17 protein-coding genes are annotated in these 18,591 nt (G+C 53.8%); 11 read left to right on the top strand and 6 right to left on the bottom strand.

From position 1 onward, the window contains the following. Positions 1-14: 14 nt before the first annotated feature. Together lolB and KF947_RS04350 are read right to left on the bottom strand one after the other, a co-directional pair. Positions 15-677, bottom strand: a complete 663-nt coding sequence (lolB, locus tag KF947_RS04355; RefSeq protein WP_133730089.1) for a lipoprotein insertase outer membrane protein LolB — start codon at positions 675-677, stop codon at positions 15-17. A gap of 110 nt (positions 678-787) precedes the next feature. Then, on the bottom strand, positions 788-2,539 hold the full coding sequence (locus KF947_RS04350) for a tetratricopeptide repeat protein (RefSeq protein ID WP_227405553.1): 1,752 nt from the start codon (positions 2,537-2,539) through the stop codon (positions 788-790). Positions 2,540-2,883: 344 nt separating this feature from the next. Between KF947_RS04350 and hemA the strand changes: the two genes are divergently transcribed. From hemA to KF947_RS04325, 5 genes are read left to right on the top strand one after another with little or no spacing between them, the layout of a single operon-like run. Next, positions 2,884-4,197 (top strand): glutamyl-tRNA reductase, encoded by a 1,314-nt coding sequence (gene hemA, locus KF947_RS04345; protein ID WP_133730091.1) that lies wholly within the window; start codon positions 2,884-2,886, stop codon positions 4,195-4,197. After that, positions 4,194-5,282, top strand: a complete 1,089-nt coding sequence (gene prfA / locus KF947_RS04340; protein WP_133730092.1) for a peptide chain release factor 1 — start codon at positions 4,194-4,196, stop codon at positions 5,280-5,282. The genes hemA and prfA overlap by 4 nt, the downstream gene beginning before the upstream one ends. After that, entirely contained in the window at positions 5,282-6,130 is an 849-nt protein-coding gene (gene prmC / locus KF947_RS04335; RefSeq protein ID WP_227405552.1) for a peptide chain release factor N(5)-glutamine methyltransferase, read from the top strand. Before prfA ends, prmC begins: the two co-directional genes overlap by 1 nt. Positions 6,131-6,163: 33 nt before the next feature. Continuing rightward, entirely contained in the window at positions 6,164-6,664 is a 501-nt protein-coding gene (locus tag KF947_RS04330) for an Lrp/AsnC ligand binding domain-containing protein (protein WP_133730094.1), read from the top strand. A 4-nt stretch (positions 6,665-6,668) separates the two neighbouring features. Then, the gene (locus tag KF947_RS04325; protein ID WP_227405551.1) at positions 6,669-7,424 is read left to right on the top strand and encodes a HesA/MoeB/ThiF family protein; all 756 of its coding nucleotides are present in this window, start codon (positions 6,669-6,671) and stop codon (positions 7,422-7,424) included. Between the two features lie 16 nt (positions 7,425-7,440). Here the strand turns inward: KF947_RS04325 and KF947_RS04320 are convergent, their stop codons facing one another. Then, on the bottom strand, positions 7,441-8,004 hold the full coding sequence (locus KF947_RS04320; protein WP_227405550.1) for a bactofilin family protein: 564 nt from the start codon (positions 8,002-8,004) through the stop codon (positions 7,441-7,443). Between the two features lie 194 nt (positions 8,005-8,198). On the opposite strand from KF947_RS04320, the gene KF947_RS04315 reads away from it, so the two are divergent. Both KF947_RS04315 and KF947_RS04310 read left to right on the top strand, forming a co-directional pair. Then, positions 8,199-8,765 (top strand): bactofilin family protein, encoded by a 567-nt coding sequence (locus KF947_RS04315; protein WP_133730097.1) that lies wholly within the window; start codon positions 8,199-8,201, stop codon positions 8,763-8,765. A 129-nt stretch (positions 8,766-8,894) separates the two neighbouring features. Continuing rightward, the gene (locus KF947_RS04310; RefSeq protein WP_227405549.1) at positions 8,895-10,586 is read left to right on the top strand and encodes a methyl-accepting chemotaxis protein; all 1,692 of its coding nucleotides are present in this window, start codon (positions 8,895-8,897) and stop codon (positions 10,584-10,586) included. A 75-nt stretch (positions 10,587-10,661) separates the two neighbouring features. Here the strand turns inward: KF947_RS04310 and KF947_RS04305 are convergent, their stop codons facing one another. Beyond that, the gene (locus KF947_RS04305; protein WP_227405548.1) at positions 10,662-11,429 is read right to left on the bottom strand and encodes a class I SAM-dependent methyltransferase; all 768 of its coding nucleotides are present in this window, start codon (positions 11,427-11,429) and stop codon (positions 10,662-10,664) included. Between the two features lie 232 nt (positions 11,430-11,661). Here KF947_RS04305 and KF947_RS04300 point away from each other — a divergent pair, with 232 nt between their 5' ends. From KF947_RS04300 to KF947_RS04285, 4 genes are all read left to right on the top strand, one after another. Then, on the top strand, positions 11,662-12,153 hold the full coding sequence (locus tag KF947_RS04300; protein ID WP_227405547.1) for a metallophosphoesterase family protein: 492 nt from the start codon (positions 11,662-11,664) through the stop codon (positions 12,151-12,153). Between the two features lie 100 nt (positions 12,154-12,253). Continuing rightward, positions 12,254-12,985 carry an oxygen-insensitive NADPH nitroreductase gene (gene nfsA, locus KF947_RS04295; protein WP_227405546.1) on the top strand — a complete coding sequence of 244 codons (732 nt, stop codon included), beginning with the start codon at positions 12,254-12,256 and terminating at the stop codon, positions 12,983-12,985. A gap of 98 nt (positions 12,986-13,083) precedes the next feature. Further along, entirely contained in the window at positions 13,084-14,049 is a 966-nt protein-coding gene (locus tag KF947_RS04290; protein WP_227405545.1) for a putative zinc-binding metallopeptidase, read from the top strand. Positions 14,050-14,202: 153 nt separating this feature from the next. Further along, a complete protein-coding gene (locus KF947_RS04285) occupies positions 14,203-14,862 on the top strand; it encodes a hypothetical protein (RefSeq protein WP_133730102.1) in 660 nt (219 codons plus the stop codon). 9 nt (positions 14,863-14,871) lie between these two features. Here the strand turns inward: KF947_RS04285 and KF947_RS04280 are convergent, their stop codons facing one another. Beyond that, positions 14,872-15,699, bottom strand: coding sequence for a PEP-CTERM/exosortase system-associated acyltransferase (locus KF947_RS04280; protein ID WP_227405544.1), 828 nt, complete (start codon positions 15,697-15,699; stop codon positions 14,872-14,874). A 45-nt stretch (positions 15,700-15,744) separates the two neighbouring features. Next, the gene (locus KF947_RS04275) at positions 15,745-18,585 is read right to left on the bottom strand and encodes an EAL domain-containing protein (RefSeq protein ID WP_227405543.1); all 2,841 of its coding nucleotides are present in this window, start codon (positions 18,583-18,585) and stop codon (positions 15,745-15,747) included. Positions 18,586-18,591: the final 6 nt, after the last annotated feature.

Here is an 18,591-nt window from a genome sequence, read left to right as displayed (position 1 = left end):
TGAAACGGTTACCCTTACTCTTCGCTGGCTTGCCACTGGTTGACGACCAGCGTAATACGTACATCATCGTAGTGCATGACCATGCGTCGTGGCAGCCATAAATCGTCGACTCTCTCCCAGTCGCGGTAGTCGATTTCCCAGCCGTCTTGGGCAATATGGCTCGGGAAGCCCAGTTCGTCGGTTTCTAGCTGATAGCTGCCGGTATTGTCATTATCAGGATCGCCGGGTAGGCCGCGCACCCAGTTGGGCATAGCGGTGACGGGGAGCGACCAGCCCAACTGCTCTTCCATAAGCGCTTCTGGGGTTTCTGCCTCAAAACGGCCGTCGCTATTGGAGAGGGAGAAGCGCCCCTCGCGACCCTCGAGCACGTTCCTCCCGCCGCCAAAGGGGCCACTGATCAGCATGCGGAAATAGTAGGGGGTTTGATTCCAATCCAAGTTGGCGCTGACATTCTCTTCTGGAGTGCGCAATCCCGCTTTGCCTATTAGCGTCCAGGTATCAAATGCCTCTACCTCGGCCTGCTGGCGTTCCCACTGACCTGCCTGGCGGCCGCTGTCATCCATGGGCGCCTGAGAGGCGCACCCGGCGAGCAAGAGTAGCGCGAAACCGGCAAGCCAGAGGCGCGGAGACTGGCGTGATAATGGCCAGCGTGGCGAAGGGGACGTCAGTGTCAACATAAACAGGCTCCATGTCAGATGAGTACGGCGCAAGAGTAACATGATTGATGCGCCGCATTAGGGGGTTCGCAGGGTTAGGGTGCCTCTGGCGGCGTTAGTTCAGGGCTTATTTAGGGGCTTAGCTCAGGGTAACGCTCAAGTAGCCCGTCGATCAGCGGATGCTGGTTCGTCCGCTGCATGATTTGCTGGATCAACTGGCGTGCCTCTTCATCGCGCCCCAGCGCTTTTAGTACTTCAGCTAGATGCGCAGCGACCTCCTGGTCAGGCAGCTGTGCGTAGGCGCTCTCAAGCCAGGGCAGCGCTTCTTCAGGTTTGCCAAGGCGGAAGTAGACCCAGCCCATGCTATCGAGCACGGCAGGATTGTCAGGGTCGGCCTCGTAGGCACGCTCAATCAGCTCAAACGCCTCTTGTAAGCGCCCAGGCAAGTTAAGGTCGGCCAGTGTGTAGCCCAGCGCATTGAGCGCTTCGGCATTGTCTGGGTCGGTGCGCAGTATCTGACGTAAATCCTGCTCCATGCCCGCAATGTTGCCTGCTTCCCAGCGCCGCATGGCACGCATATAAAGCAGCGATGCGTCATCAGGCGTGCGGCTAATTTCACGGTCTAATAGCGCGTCAGCGTCCGCAGGCTGATTTATTTCGTCCAGCAACTGGACTTCGAGCATTACCAGTTCGGTAAAGTAATTGTCGAAGCGCATACGCTCAATGCGCAGGAAGGCCCGAGCATCCAGCAGGCGATCCTCCTCAATTAGCATCTGCGCCGCCGCCGCACGAGCGGGCAAAAATTCACTGCCCTCGCTGACTTGGCGATAATAGAGCAGCGCATTATCGGTATCGCCTTGCTCTTGAGTGATGGCGCCGAGCAGGTAATAGGCTAAATCTGGCACCTCGGGTTGGCCGATTAGCGGTTGCAGCAAGCGTTGTGCGGGTTCGGGGTGCCCCTCCTCAAGATAGAGTTGTGCTAGCGATAAGCGCAGATCTTCATTGCCAGCATGGCTCTCTAGGAGAGCGTTGGTTTGCACTTCAGCCGCGCTAATGTTGTTAAGGCGAATTTCTGCCTGAGCCAGTAGCAGGATAAATCGTACATCGTCAGGTGCGAGTTCAAGGCCCTGCTGGGCAGCGCGCTGAGCGGCAGGATAATCCTCAACCTCTAGAGCTAAGCGCGCTTTTACTAGCCATAACGCAGCGGATTCCGGGTCTAGCAGCTCGACTTGATCAAGTCGTTGCTGGGCAAGTGCGGTATCGCCAAGAGCCGCCTCAATCAGTGCCGTACCCAGTAATACGTCGCTGTGGTGGGGCAGTTGGTCAGCGTTAGGGCGGGCTAAATGCGCACGCAACTGCTGGGCGATCAGCGTTAATGGTGCCTCTTCGGCCACGGCGATCTCAGCAAAGGCGGTGACATCGCCGTGGCCGCCAGCTTCAACAATAGCAATGCGCTGTTCAAGGCTGTCGAGCCAATCGCCGCGCTGTAGCGAAAAGGCCGCTAGCAGACGATTGGGTGCTTCTGCCTGGGGGGCAAGCTCTCGCCAGCGAAGCGCGGAAGCCTCTATTAGTGAGGCTTCATTGCCAAAGCGGGCTGCGAAGGTGGCACGTTCGGCAAGCGCTGGCTCGCGATAGCGCTTAGCCGCTTCCAGGTAGCCCTGGCTTGCGTAGCGGTAGTCGCCACGCTGGCCAGCAAGCTCGGCGCCGAGCAGCGTGCTTAGCCCAGCGGCATCCAAGCCACGGGTGATCGGCGGCGCATTGCGCATCGGATCGTCGGCCCAGGTGCCGAGGGGGCCATCTTGTGGGCTAGGCGTAGATTGGCAGCCGCTCAGCAGCAGAGCAGCAGAGGCAGCCACGGGTAGTAGTATCGAATGCCGTAACATAGAGCTCACTAATGAGAAGCCTGAACAGGTAGAGCCCATTAATACAGGGCCCGATAATGGAAAGCGAGGTCGCATGCGTCTCTCTATCAAGTGGCCGAATACCCAGCATAGCGGCTTGCCTGCCTGCGGCAAAGTGGTGTGGGCCAGATGATAGCCTGCTGTGATAGAATGTTCCTCCTTGAAAAAGTGGTCAGCAAACTTTATGCCTATTAATGACAGGTTTTTGTAGGCAGCGCTCGAACCACGCTTAAGACTTGTTTTAGCAAGCCCTAATTGACGGTGCAGCCGCTTATCATAACGGCGGCTGACAAAAAGTCCGACACACTAGCGAAGACGCATAACGCATGACGCTTCTTGCCCTGGGAATAAATCATCGTACCGCCAGCGTGGCCGTGCGTGAGCAGGTGGCTTTTACGCCGACGCAGCTTGAAACCGCGTTGGCTGAATTGCGTAACCTGCCACAAATCAGTGAAGCGGCGGTGCTCTCTACCTGCAACCGCACGGAGCTTTACTGTGTCACGGATGCGGCTGGCGAGCAGGCGGTACTCAATTGGCTCGGACGTTTTCATAACTTACACGTCGATGAGCTAACTCGCTGTGCCTATCACTATTTAGACAACGATGCGGCGCGCCATTTAATGCGCGTAGCGGTTGGCCTGGATTCTATGGTGCTGGGCGAGCCGCAGATTCTGGGCCAGTTGAAGGACGCCTATCAGCAGGCGCGCCAATCCAAGGGCTTGGGCGGCGAGCTTGAGCGCTTGTTCCAGCACACCTTCGCAGTGGCCAAACAGGTGCGCACCGAAACCGGCATCGGTAAAAATCCCGTTTCAGTGGCTTACGCCGCCGTCAGCATGGCCAGCCGCATTTTTGATGATTTTAGCCGTTCACGGGCGTTGCTAATAGGCGCCGGTGAAACCATCGAATTAGTTGCGCGCCATTTGCATGAAGCGGGCGTTCGCCAGCTTACCGTCGCCAACCGCACCCGTGAACGTGCTGAACTGGTGGCAGGCCCCTTAGGGGGAACGGCGATTACCCTGCAAGAGATTCCTGACGCGCTCGAACATGCCGATATTGTGATCTCTTCCACTGCCTCCCCGCTACCCATACTTGGCAAAGGTATGGTCGAGCGCGCGCTCAAAAAACGCCGCCATCGCCCGGTATTTATGGTCGATATCGCGGTGCCTCGGGATATTGAGCCTGAAGTGGGCGAGCTAGCGGATGTGTTCCTCTACACCGTGGACGACTTGGAAGAGGTAATCCAGGAAAATCGTCGTCACCGCCAGGTTGCCGCTGATCAAGCCGAGTCGTTGATTGAACACGGAGTGGGTAGTTGGCAGCATGAGCGACGTATTCGTAACGGCGGCGAGTTGATTCGCGACTACCGCCAGCATGGCGAAGCGCTGCGCGATCTTTCCCGTGACCAGGCGCTGGAGCGGCTGGCACGGGGTGAGGATCCCGCTAAGGTCATTGAGCGCTTGGCCCATCAGTTGACTAACCGTTTGCTCCACCAGCCCACCCAGGCCATACGCGATGCGGCCTCTGAGGAGCACCACGACTTGCTGAATGCCGCCCCGCGCCTGCTGTTGCCCGCAAAACCCGCATTCGAGACCACGCCTGCGCCCACGGTTAACCGCCAGAAGGATGATACGCCCGCATGAAAGAGACTCTGCGCCAACGCTTAGACAGCTTTACCGAACGCTTTGAAGAGCTGGCGATGCTGCTGTCGGATCCCGACGTGATCAATAACCAGCAGCGCTTTCGCGACTACTCACGTGAATATGCCGAGTTAGAAGAGCTGGTGGCGGCCTGGCAGCGCTATCGTGATATTGAAACCAATATGCACGAAGCCGAGCAGCTTAGCCGCGATAGCGACGCTGACATGCGCGAGCTGGCAGAGATGGAGTTAAGCGAAGGGCGGGAACGGTTAGCCGAGCTGGATCTCGAGCTGAAGCGCCTGCTGGTGCCTAAAGATCCCGATGACGGCCGTGGGGTGTTTCTGGAAGTGCGCGCCGGTACCGGCGGCGACGAGGCGGCTATTTTTGCCGGTGACCTGTTTCGCATGTACTCACGCTACGCCGAAAAACGTGGTTGGCGGGTCGAGGTGGTGAGCGCCAGTCACGGCGAGCAGGGTGGCTACAAAGAGATCATTTCCCGTGTCAAAGGCGATGGTGTTTACGCCCAGCTAAAGTTTGAATCCGGCGCCCACCGGGTACAGCGCGTCCCCGCGACCGAATCCCAGGGCCGCATTCACACCTCTGCTTGCACCGTCGCAGTGATGCCTGAAGTCGATGACGTGGGCGATATCGATATCAACCCTTCGGATCTGCGTGTGGACACTTATCGCTCCAGCGGTGCCGGTGGTCAGCACGTTAACACCACGGACTCTGCGATCCGCATTACTCACCTGCCCACCGGCGTGGTGGTGGAGTGTCAGGAAGAGCGCAGCCAGCATAAAAACCGCGCCAAGGCGATGTCGCTACTGGCCGCGAAGTTGAAGCGTAACGCCGTCGATAGCCAGCGTCAGACGCAAGCGGATGCACGCCGTTCGCTAGTGGGTTCGGGGGATCGCAGTGAACGCATCCGCACCTATAATTTCCCCCAAGGGCGGATTACCGACCACCGCATTAATTTGACGCTTTATAAGCTCAATGAAGTGGTCAGCGGCGAGCAGTTGGATGACGTGATTAGCCCGCTGATTCACGAGTATCAAGCAGAGCAGCTTTCAGCCCTTCAGGACGTCTAATGACCCTTGATGCGCTGTTGAAACAGGCTGCCCAACGCTTGCAGGCGGCGGGTTCCAGCTCGCCGCGTATCGACGCTGAAGTGCTGTTATGCCACGTGCTCGGGCGTGATCGCACATGGCTCTACACCTGGGGAGATAAAATATGCCCCTTATGGGAGCAGGCCCGTTTCGATGCGCTAATCGCTGCGCGTGTCCAGGGCACGCCGGTTGCCTACCTTACCGGCGAGCGCGAATTTTGGGGGCTGCGCTTAGCCACCTCACCTGATACATTAATTCCCCGGCCCGATACTGAAACCCTGGTTGAGCTTGCGCTTAGCCGAGCGGCGCTGACCTCAGGCCGTCTGCTCGATCTTGGCACGGGCACTGGGGCCATCGCCCTGGCATTTGCCAGCGAGCAGCCCCACTGGCAAGTACTGGGCGTGGACCTACGCGTTGAGGCGGTGTCGTTGGCAACTCGTAATGCGCAGGCGTTGGGGCTCGCTAACGCTACGTTCTTACAGAGCGATTGGTTTGCCGCCTTGGACGCCTATACGGTAGCGGGTAACCAATTCGATATTATCGTCAGTAATCCTCCCTATATCGCTGGTGATGATCCTCATTTAGCCGAAGGAGATGTGCGTTTTGAACCACGCTCAGCGCTTGTCGCTGACGCCTGTGGCATGGCGGATTTGCTGCATTTGGTAAACTCCGCGCAGCGCTATCTAGCGGCTTCAGGTTGGTTGCTGCTTGAGCATGGCTATCAACAGGCCGAAATGGTGCGCGAGGCGCTTGGGAGCGCAGGCTATCAAAACGTTGAAAGTGTTCGTGACCTGGGAGGGCATGAACGGGTTACCCTAGGCCACCTTTAATAACTGCCTGATTCATCAGTATTGGATCCTGCCATGAAACCAAAAAATAGAACGCTGGACCGTATCGACCTTAAAATCCTGCGCAGCTTGCAGGAAAATGCACGTATTTCTTACGTCGATTTAGCCTCGGAAGTGGGCTTATCCACAACCCCTTGCCTAGAGCGTGTTAAGCGTTTGGAGAAAGCGGGTATTATTCGTGGTTACCAAGCCATTCTTGATCCGCGGGCTTTAAAAGCCAATTTATTAGTTTTTGTCGAGATTAGCTTAGAAACGCAATCGCCAGCGGTATTTGATGAGTTTCGCCGTGCCGTCGAGAAGCTACCGCAGATTCAGGAGTGCCACCTTGTCTCGGGACAGTTCGACTACATCTTGAAGTGCCGCATTCCCGAAATGGCGGCTTACCGTCAACTATTGGGCGATGTGGTGTTAACGCTGCCTGGCGTGAAAGAATCGAAAAGCTACGTGGTAATGGAAGAGGTAAAAGAGAGCTTCAATTTACACATTCCTGCCTTTGAGGAATTTGAGGATAAGTAAGCCGATGATGGATGACCAGGCGCTGCTGCGCTATAGCCGCCAGATTATGCTGCCCGAGGTGGATATCGAGGGCCAGGAGCGCCTCCAATCTGCCCATGCAGTGATTATTGGGGCTGGCGGTTTGGGCTCTCCGGCAGCGCTCTATTTAGCTGCTGCTGGGGTAGGGCGCATCACTATCGCCGATGCCGACCATGTGGAACTTTCCAATCTTCAACGTCAAATTGCCCACCAGCACGCCAGTATTGGTTTAAATAAGGCGCACTCTGCTCAGGCCAGCATGCAAGCGCTCAATCCCCACTGCCACGCTGTTGCGTTAGACCAACATGTCGAGGGCGAACCGCTTGAACGCTTAATCGCTTCGGCGGATGTGGTGCTGGACTGTACCGATCGTTTCTCAAGCCGCTATGCCGTGAATGCGGCGTCCCAAAACGCAGGTGTGCCGCTGGTATCGGGTGCGGCCATTCGCTTTTCAGGCCAGCTGGCAATTTTTGACCCCCGCAATACCGAGTGTCCCTGCTACGCCTGTCTCTATCCGCCCGACGAAAGTGGCGATGAAGCGCTAAGCTGCTCAGAAAGTGGCGTCATGGCGCCACTGGTGGGACTGATCGGCTGCTTTCAGGCGGTTGAAGCCTTTAAGCTGCTTAGTGGCGCAGGTTCTGCCCATCAGGGGCTCTCTACCTTTGATGGCTTAAGCGGCCAATGGCGGCACTTTCAAGTACCCCGCGATCCCGCTTGCCCTGTGTGCGCTCAGCGCCGTTGATGCTATTGGCAGCGCCTTAATCGTTAGCTTTTGCTTCTGTGGTGTCGTGCTCTGCGACGTTCGCACTCGTGGTTGAGCGCTTCTCGACGGTTGCTTTGGGCGAGGTTTTAGTCATGCTGCCGCTGGCATCGGCAAAGGCGTTTTTCAGTACTTCGTTGTCAGGATCCATATCGATACTGCCATGGAAAACGCTGCCATCTTCCAGTACCAGGCAAGGGGCAACAATAGTGCCTGAGACCTGGGCGCCCTTATGAATCGTTGCGCGGTGGTGTGCTACCAAGTTGCCGGTTACCTCACCTGATATATGCAGTGTGTGAGCAAATACATCGCCGTTGATATAGCCATTGGCACCCAGGGTAACGGTGTGCTGTTTGCAGGTGATAATGCCGCTTACGCGTCCCTCTACCGTCAAATCTTCATCGCTATTAATGTCTCCCTCTACTTGCGTGTGACCCCCGATTACGGAGAGGCTTGGGCGCGCACTGCTAGCCGGAGTGCCTGGCGTTGCCGATGAGCGTGTGTCAGGTGGTATTAGCGTCGCGGCCTTAGTTTCAGGGGGAGTATTCTTGGCTTTAAACATTGGTGACTCCAAGTAAATGACGCCAGAGCGCCTTTGAGGTGAGTGGTCGTGAGCATTAAATACCTTAATCGGCTTGTTACTGTCTCAAAGCCTGGAGTTAAGCCAAGTGAGTGGGCTTATTCACGCCGCCGCAATAAAGTGGAGGGAGTATAACGTTAGCTGGGGTAACCACATCTAAAGCGGCAGGAAGCGGTATGGGCATTCAAGTATGGTTTATTGTGCTGGGCGTTGGAGTAATGACGCTGATCGTATGGGATGGCAAGCGCCGTAAGCTAAAACAGCGCTCTTTAAACGCAGCAGGGAGACCACACCAAGCGCCTGCAGTGGATACCGTTCCCATCTTAGAACTCCCCTTTGAAGCAATGTCGCCACCTGAAGAAGCCTCCGCTGCGACGTCTCCCACCATCCAGGGCGTGTCTGGTGGCAGCCGGATTGGGTCAGCCACCCATATTTTAGGCAAGGTGATCGCCGATGAGCCTGTGCTCATTAAGGGGCGTTTGGAGGGGACGCTCATTGCGCCCAATCATCCTGTGTCTGTGACTGCTTCTGGCCACGTGGCGTCATACATTGAGGGGAGTTGTGTCGATATTGATGGGTACATGGTCGGTACGCTTAAAGCCAATACTAAGGCCACGCTGCTATCACGGGCACGCTTACAGGGGGTAGTCGAGGCTCCTCGCTTAGAGTGCACGGCGGGGGCTTGGCTCCAGGTAGACGTGGCGCAGGCGGCCAGCAGGCAAAGCGCTGCCATGGTGCCCTAAAGGCTGTTGGCATTCATTTATCATTCTCCATATTAGACCAACGTCTAAGTTTGCGCTGTGGCGCTTCATTTTGTTTTAGCTTGGCCGATATCTCATTGAATAAATTAAAAATATTAAGGAATTAACAGAATGAAGCACCTCTCTATTAAATGGAGTCTGACTGCTGCGTTAGCCCTGCTGGTGCTTATGATAGGCTTGATCAGTGGCCTCGGGTTTTATTCCAATCATAATAGCTCGCAGGCGCTTGAAGAACTGGCTGCCACCAACGTACGGCTCGTTAACTTAGCCAACCGTACACAGGTGCACGCACTTAGAGCGCAAACTTTTTTAGACCGCTCGGCAAGTTTCAGTACCCAAGGTAACCCAGACAAAGGGCAGGAAAGCCTTGTTATGGCCACAGAGGCGGTAGCTGAGGCCGAGGAGCGTTTTAATGAGTTTCGTGCTGTGCCAATCGATCCCGACGGCTCGCTGGCTCCCCACCGTGATGTAATTATCAGCGCTTACGATGCTTTTGTGACAGAAGGTATTTCTCCTCTACTAGAAGCCGCGCCTTTTCAAATTCAGCGCAGACAAGAAGAATTGGGGGCGTTAAGCGCCGAATTGGATCTGGCCATGAGTGGTTTTATCGCTTATACCGAGGAGCGTGGCGCTAGTGTCCTTCAACAAATCAATCGCTTGGCGACTATTATTGGTGCCATTGCTATTACCCTTTTAGTGATTTCACTCGTGGCAGTGGTGGTGATTCGGTGGGCAATGATGCGTAGCGTTGTCAGGCCCCTTCGACGTGCCAGTGAACATTTTGCACGGATTGCCGAGGGTGATCTGACAGGCCAGATTGAGGATCGTGGGCGCAACGAAATTGGCCAGTTGTTCAGTGGGCTTTCGGCTATGCAGGAGAAGTTAAAACAACTGGTGCTGGCGTTGAGAGGCAGTAGCGAGCGAGTTTTCAGCGGAGCGGGTGATATCTCCGCGGGAAGTCAGGATCTCTCGTCACGAACTGAGCAGCAGGCCTCCGCGCTTCAGCAAACCGCCTCCAGCATGGAGGAAATGTCGGCGACGGTAAGTAAAAACGCTGAAACGGCCCAAGAGGCTGATCAGCTTTCGGTTACAGCGTCGCAGTCGGCGGAGTCAGGTGGTGAAGAGGTGGAGCGCACGGTGCAACTTATGCGTGAGATTGCGGCCAGTGCGAGCCAAGTAAACGATATTATCGGCGTGATTGATTCTATTGCCTTCCAAACCAATATATTAGCACTCAATGCATCGGTTGAAGCTGCCCGCGCGGGTGAGCAGGGCCGTGGCTTTGCCGTGGTGGCCAGCGAGGTTCGCTTGTTAGCGACGCGAAGTGCTGATTCAGCCAAGGAAATTCGTAGCCTGATCGAGCAGACCACCACGAAAATTAACGGTGGTGCTGAACAAGCGGAGCGCAGTGGGCAGACGATTCATCAGACCGTGGATGCGATTCGCCAAGTCACTACTCTGATGGGTGAAATTTCGACCGCGACGCGGGAGCAAAATAGTGGCATTGAGCAGATTAATGCTGCCCTTACCGAAATGGACTCGGTCACTCAGCAAAATGCTTCACTAGTGCAGCAGACCAGCACGGCCGCGAGCTCGTTAGAGGGGCAGGCCCGTGAGCTGGCCGACTTGATGGCTACCTTCCGCATTGATGAGAGCGCTGCCAGTGCTGCTGCGCTGACGCATAAGGGGGCTACTCAGCAGCAACAGGCTCAGCACCAAGTCGGCGGCCATGTTGAGCCAGCGCCACGCCAGCAGGCGACGCAAAGTAAAAAAGAGGCTGTCGATGAGTGGGATGAATTCTAAGTTTTAATCAACTAAAAGCCGGCGATGATAAGCGCACTTATCGTCGGCGGCTTTTTTACGCCTGGCTTTTACCGCTTATGTACGGGCGGAAACGCGCAGGCGCACATAATCTGCTGTCCAGTTTCCTTGCTCATCACGAAGGCTGTGGCCGAGCAGCGTCAAGGTGTTCTCAAGCACGGCATCGCGCACATCCTCGTCAAGCCCATGTAGAAACGGACTGGCAAACGTCTCAAGCCATCCAATCATGCCGGTTGGCAGCGGAGTAGGGCGTGGGATCAACTCAATGCTTTCTACTTTGAAGCCGACGGTTTCCAGCAGGTGGCCATATTCATGGGGCGTCGGGAAGTACCACGGATGCCGACCGCGGGCGCTAATGCCCCGAAACTGTAGGGCGGCAATCAGTGCGGTACAAATAGCGGCGACATTGCCATGACCACCGAACTCGGCTACAAAACGCCCTCCTGGCTTCAATGCACGCTTAACGCCCGCTAGTACTGCCTGGGGGTCTAGCATCCAGTGCAGCGCCGCGTTGCTAAATACCGCATCAAACTCATGGTCGAAAGGCAGTTGGTGTCCATCAACTACGCGGGCGGTAATGCCCCGTTGTCGGGCGGCATTTACCATCTCTTCTGAAGCATCTACACCTAGAACGTTAGCGCCCAGTTGCATAAGGCGCTCTGTCAAAGAGCCGTCGCCGCAGCCAAGATCCAAAATACGTTCGCCGGGTTGAGGCGCTAACAGCTTGACCACTTCGCTGCCTAGCTTAGGTACAAAATTAGCATTCTGGGCGTAGTCGCTGGCATTCCACTCTTGCCCGGGTGCATTCTGGGGGGTATTGGTCATATCGGCTTCCTGGCGTCGTTATTATTCCATCAAGTTTCAATTATCAGCATATAGCCTTATCAGTATAGCTTGCTGATGCCTAACTTATTAGATAGACAATGAAAATCTAATAGATGCATCTCCATCGCGACCTCTTTGATAACTTAGCTATCGGCCTTGAGACGCAACTTTTGATAGCGTTCTAGCAAAAAAACTAGAATGGACACTCTTTATTCGTTTGAAGGAGGCGTTAATGGGCCTAGCGATGCCCTGCTATAGGGTTAATTCTCCCGTTGGGGTAATTGCCGACACCCACGGGTTGCTGCGCGATGAGGCACTCTATCTGCTGGATGGGTGCGAACTCATTCTGCACTTGGGAGATGTAGGCAGTAAAGAAGCGGATAAAACGATTTTGCAGCGTTTGGAAGCACTAGCGCCGGTGCATTGCGTTCAAGGCAATATCGATACGGCGGCGTGGACGGAGAGCCTGCCGGTGCATCAAGACATCCTTGTGAACGAAAAACACCTGCACCTGGTTCACCGCTTAGAGGATTTCGACCCAAAGACTCCCTGTGCGGCGGTTCTGCATGGCCACTCCCATAAGCCCCGCAATGAACACATGGAGGGAAAGCTGCTCTTCAACCCAGGCGCGGCGGGAAAGCGCCGATTCAATCTGCCTATTACGCTAGGCAAACTATGGATAGATCATCACGGCTTGCGCGGCGCGATTATACATTTGCTGTAGGCAGTTTTAAGCCTATCAGACACCCCTATTATATTGTACAAATCTGTTACCCTGTTAGTTAGCTATTTTAGATAAGTGTTATCCAAATAAGCGAGGTTCCATGAACGACGTTATTAAGTTGCTGAAATCCCACCGTTCGATCCGTAAATTTAGCGACCGGCCGATCCCGAAAGAGTTGCTGCGGGAACTTATCCAAGCCGGGCAGGGGGCTGCGACCTCCAGCCATGTTCAGGCGTATACGGTTATTCATGTAAAAGACCAGGCGAACCGTGAGCAGATAGCAGAGCTGGCCGGTGGACAAGGTTATATTGCCACCTGTGCCGACTTTCTAGTTTTCTGTGCTGATATGAAGCGCCCCACGGAGGCTTCAGAGCGCACCGGTGCCAACGTTGTGCGGGGAATGACCGAGCAACTGTTGGTAGCAACAGTGGATACGGCGCTGATGGCGCAAAATGTGGCAGTGGCGGCTGAATCCGAAGGGTTGGGGATCTGCTATATCGGCGGTATTCGTAATAATCCCCAGGAAGTTAGCGACCTGCTACGCCTTCCCAAGCATGTGTACCCGGTGTTTGGTATGTGCCTTGGCTATCCGGAGCAAGAGCCTGAGGTGAAGCCGCGCTTACCCGTGGAGGCGGTTCTTAAAGAAGACTACTACACTGAAGACTGTGAGCAGGTAGAAGCCTTTGATACGACTATGCAGGCGTACTATCAGGCTCGTAGCAGCAGTAATAAAGACACTGACTGGTCCCGCAACCTCAAGCCTTTATTTGATAACAAGCTGCGCCCTCACATGCGCGATTTTTTAATCAAGCGCGGTTTTGAAATGAAATAAAGGGCGCTGCACACTATTTTTAATAGGATTTTTGGAAAAGAGAACGCTCAGTCGGTTGGTTGAGGTTCTCTTTTCCTCGCTTTCAGGAGCTTTACCGTATGCGCGTCTTTTCAAATCCCGTCGGTTCCGGCTCTCTATGGTTCGATAATCTCGCAACCGCAGACGGCACCCCCGTTGCCTACGATCCACAGGCCCGGGCTTTTGTGCCAATGCCCCCTTTTTGCATCAATCGCGACGTTATTGGCTGTAACTGGATTGCCCCTAAAGAGGGGGCTTTTTGCCGCGCTTGTGCTATGACAGCACTGGCGCCAGACCCTAGTCTTCCCAACGCTATTCCTAACTGGGCACAAACGGAAGCGGCTAAACGCTGGGTTCTGGATAACCTGGGCCGTTGGCACTGGTTTCGTCCGGAAGACCCAGGTGCGCCGCCGGTTTTCCATCTACTTGCCGAAGGCCCTACGCCTGTGCCGATGGGACACATTGAGGGTGTAGTGACCATCAGCGTAGCCGAGGTAGACCCCGTGCTGGTTACGACGCGTCGTGAAGCGTTAGAAGAGCCTTACCGTACGATGATTGGCCATATGCGCCACGAAATTTCGCACATGCTGTGGTGGCGGCTTAGCTTACGTGAGGATTTTATAAATGCCTTTCGAGAGATGTTTGGCGATGAGCGTCAGGATTACCAGGCCGCGCTTCAGCATCACTACCAAGATGGGCCGCCGCCTGATTGGAAAGAGCGCTATTTAACCACCTACGCTTCAGCTCACCCCCATGAAGATTGGGCCGAGACTGCCGCACATCTGCTGCATTTAACCGATATTGCCGACAGCTTTGCGGCATCAGATCTCACTTCGCCGGAGCTGCCTGGTCCACAGTGGGATCCGTACGCAGAGCCAGATGCCGAGCGTTTAATATACGTGGCTGCAGCGCTGACCGTCGGGGTCAACCACGTTAACCGCTCAATGGGGTTGCCGGATCTTTACCCCTTTGTGCTCTCAGAGACGGCCCGCCGTAAGCTGGCGTTTGTTCATGATTGGCTACGCCGCGGCGCGCAGGGTTTATGACCAGTCGCAAAGGTTGACACGGCAATAGTGAAGAATTGCCGTGACCATCTATACTGAGCTTCAAGGCTTTATTCGCAAGTAGATAACCAATAACAACTAACAATAAAATCGATGGCGACGCAGGCTATCGGTTAACCCGCATGGAGACTGCATATGACCCTTGATCGCGCTTACTACCTGCTAGCTACTTTCTACAGTTTAATAGTGATTATTGGGGTAATTGCTATATTGGCTGGAGGAGGAACGCTACTTGCTCCCATTCATTTGTTGTTGGGGGCGCTAGCGGTGATAGGGCTTTGGGGTTATATCCTCAAGCGCGGGTTTATGAATCCACGCATGTGGCGGCCCTTGGCCGGTGTGCTGGCGGTGGGCATTGTTGTTCAACTGTTCATTATGCTGACAACACCGCTTTCAAGCGTTTTATTAACATGGATGCTGACCAGTAGCATCTTTTCCGTCATGTTGGTCATTATGCTCTACCGTTATGGGAATCGAGACCAGCCTCTCTGGGCGTCTGATCAAGAACGCACAGCCGCTAGACAACTAGACGTTTTATTAAGCGATAACTCCCCCATAACGGCCATCAAACGTGACGGAAGTCGTGAGAATAGCGTAAAGGTATCTAAATCGGGCGAAGGGTATAAAGCAAGCGTGACACGGCGTTCACAAGAGGGCCAAGAGCGCTTCGAGGAGCGTTTCCAATATCCCGAAACGCTAGTGTTTTTCTTAGAGAAATTTACCAGCGTAACGGTTAATGATTTCAGTCATTCTGCCTCGTTGGATGATCGAGACAGTGCCAAGGCCACGGTATAGATAAAATATTCAAGTTATTAGTGAGGTGCTGACATCTTGAGCTAGCATTTCTTCTAGCTGGAAGGCCAATGTTTGTTGTATGTGCAGGTAGAGTGGTAGCAGTGCTTTCTTTAATCCACTCTCTGCTTGTTGCTTATTGATGTAGTAAGCACTTCTTCTACCATGGAAGTTGATTGTTTCGCCAACTTTGGTGAAGTGAAAGCCTGTCAGAGCGAGAAGTCGTGGTAAGCTAGGTTCCATCATTGCAAAAACTTGAATTTTACCTAGCTGCCTCCCTAAAGCATAGCCGGTGATAAATAGGCCTGTAGCGAGTAGTGGAAAGAGCTGCTTCTCTTCAGTAGAAAAAAAAGTATTATTTTGGCTGGTAGACGAGCTTTCTAAAGAAGTAGAGCTATCTTTAAGTCTTGTTCTGAAAAGGCGATTCACGGCCAGTCGTGAAATTTCATAGTAACTGCCTTGGTCAAGTTTGTCGGGGTGCAGCTCTGCGTGGGTGAGACTTTGGTTGCCGTAAGATTGTAATGGAAGCTGGTTAAGTGGATGAGGGCTGGAAGGCTGAGGTATAACCACTCGTACGCAGCCCGCTACTAGTCCTGTTCTCCGGTGTTCTATCAAACAGTGAATAGAGTTTTGGTCATAAACATCAAATTCGAGTTTTTTTATAGGGTCGCTAGCTTCTTCATATTGAAGCTCTTCGCAGTAAACATCATGCCTTAGACGATAAGCCAGTTGTTTCTCATGCTCATTTATGCAGAGTTTGAATTTGAACTCTTGTATGAATCTTGTAATAAATACAGCTGATGCTTCCTCGTTCTTCACTTGCAGTGGTAAAGAGCTCATGTGCTATCCCTATTTGATTCCAGAATTAAGTATAAACGGTATCTATTATTGAGAGCTAATTCCACTAAATGCTTCTGTTATTTTTATTGGCCTACCTAAATGAAACCCCTGACCATAAGTAATCCCATAGGCCTTAAGTATTGGCAATAGAGCTTCTTGATCAACGAATTCAGCAATGGTTTGCTTGCCAAAACCCTTAGCAATATCGGCAATAGCACGCACAATGACGCGGCTGTCAGGGCTAATTAGCATGCTGCGAATAAAAGAACCATCAATCTTAATATAGTCGACGGGCAACTGCCCAAGGTAGTGAAAACTACTGAAACCCACCCCAAAGTCATCCAATGCGGTACGGCAACCCAGGTCGCGTACTGCCTGTAGTACGCCGCGTGCGGTAGAAAAATCAGTAACCGCAGCTGTTTCCGTTACCTCCAATATGAGGTGATGGGGATCAGCGCCACTAGCCGTCAGCTCGTCTGCCAAGTATTGCTTCAAGCCCCCGTCGTGAAGAGATTGGCCCGAAAGGTTAACTGCCAGAGTGATACCCCGATCCTGCAATTGGCTAAGTGCCTTTAAACTATGCCGTAATACCCAGCGGTCGATTAAAATAATCTGCCCGCTCTGTTCGGCAATAGGAATAAAATGCGCGGGAGAAATTAGGCTTCCATCTACGTCGTGCATTCGCAGCAGTACCTCGTGGTGTTTTACGTCTTGGTCTTCCAGACGCATGATGGGCTGCACCATTAGCTCGAAGCTATCCTCTTCAAGCGCATTGCGTATGCGCTCAACCCAGTAAACTCGTTCTTGCAGCTCGTCTTTAGCATTTTCTGATTTGGAGAGTAGATGCCAGTGCTGGAGACCACTCTCTTTTGCTTTGTACATAGCCACATCAGCGCTAGCCATAAGGTCAGTAGGGGTATTGCCGTGGGTTGGAAACAGGGCAATACCAATACTGGCAGTTACCCGGTGCCGCCGCTCGCCGACAACGAAGCCGATGCCCTCTAACAGTTGGACTATATATTGCGCCGCACTGACTGCCTGATCGGCGTTGGTATCTTCTAATAGAAGGGAAAACTCGTCGCCACCCAGGCGGGCAATAACACCACGGCGGCCAAGGTTATGGAGGAGTGTGTCGGCAACTTCACTTAGTAATTTGTCGCCAACATGGTGCCCGCTCAGCTCATTCACCTCTTTGAACTGGTCTAAATCCAGCAGCAGTACCGCCCCTTTTTTCTTCGCTGGGTGTTCAAGGGCGATTTGTAGCGCATGCTGGAAATAGCGTCGGTTGTACAGTTCTGTTAACGGGTCGCGTTCAGCCAGCCAGGTTAACCGTGCTTCAGCAGCCTTGCGCTCGGTAATATCTAGCCCTACTGATATGCGTGATACTTTCCCCTCATTACCTGTCTGTAAAGGGGCATGATACCAAGCAATAGTATGAAGGCGGTGATCGGGCGTACGTAGGGTTTTTTCTTCTTGCTGGGGATAGGAAAACGTATTCAACGTGGCAGGGGCACCCGCCTCGAAGACATCAACAAAATGACGTCCAAGTAGCGAAGCCTCATTAAGCCCCAGCATCAACTGAGCATACTCATTGGCTAGGCTTATCCTTCCAGTGCAGTCTTGAGCAATTATAAACACCTGGGCTGTGTCCAACAGGCCACTGATGAAGTCCCGCTCTTTGGCTAGCTCTTCAATGCGCTCGGCTAGTTGGTCACCGCGTTCTTGTACTTCACTCTCTAACAGTTCGAGCTGGCGCGAAAGCTCGAGTGTGGTGCTCTCAAGCACATCTATCTCGTCGGGAATGCGGCGGCGGTGGTTGGGAATGGCGGAGTGTATGTCGCTAAACTTCCCGTCGGCCAAAGCAGGAAGCAGCCCGGCGACTCTACGTAGTCTAGCCATTGGGCCAAGCAGTATGACCAGTAGCAGTAGTTCAGCGGCAATCCAGCCGAGCATGCCGACGAACAGCAGCGTGCGAGTATCCTGATTAATTGCTTTAATTTGTTCGGTAATGTCTGATATCAGCAGGAAGTAACCGATATTGCTACGCTCGTTATCCTCTTCCATGCGCACTGCGCTGAGTTCTAAATGCCTGCCGTCATGTTCAAGACTTAATGGTGCTTCCATCAAGCGGCGAACAGGGGCAGTGTCTGCCGCTTGCTGCAACGGGACTAGGCTTTGTTCTTCGCTTGTGAGTGCGAGCAGTTGACCGTTCCATGCTGGCAACTGTCGTATTGTCGTTACCTGATTGTCTTCAGCGGGCCCGGTCACGAGTAGTGCGACTTCGCTGCCAGAGACTTCTTTAGCTTGCCGTGTGACGTCGGCTAACGAGCGGGACAGCACGACCATGCCAACACTTTCTCCGTCCACCAGAACCGGTACGGCAGCAAACTGCTGGCAGCTAGCTGAACAGCGAAGCGCTGAAAGTGGTCGTTCGGTGTCCATAACACGACTTACCCAGCTCAAGATGGGAAGCTGTGCTTGCGAATTTCCGGTTCCCCAGCTTCCCATGACTTTTCCGCGAGTATTGATGATTAAAATCTCATCAATCCCTGCCTCGAGCTGAAGAGCGGGCCACTGGGCGTCCAGCGCTTGCTCCACATCGGCTGTGCTGCCTGCTTGTAAAGGCAGTCCAAGGCTCGCAGAAGCGGCAGTCAAACCGGCTAACTGGCGTAAATTTTCCGATGAACGGAGTAGTGCTAAACGGATTTCTCGCTGCTGGCGTTCATGGTGCTGAGTGCGACTTTCCTGAAACTGACGGGTTAAGTTGTCGTGACCTAACCAGGTAAAAAGTGTTACCAGCGCCAACAGCAGGAGGCTACTTAACGCGATGACCCGCCAGGTTAGGCTAAGACGCTGAGGCGTTCGAAAAAGGGTGGGTGTTTTCATCGCGGT

Origin of the sequence: Halomonas sp. FeN2, assembly GCF_020595105.1 — a bacterium.
In the GTDB taxonomy this organism is placed as follows: domain Bacteria; phylum Pseudomonadota; class Gammaproteobacteria; order Pseudomonadales; family Halomonadaceae; genus Vreelandella; species Vreelandella neptunia.
The sequence above is the reverse complement of the archived record's forward strand: the minus strand, read 5'-3'. Positions and strand labels throughout refer to the sequence as shown.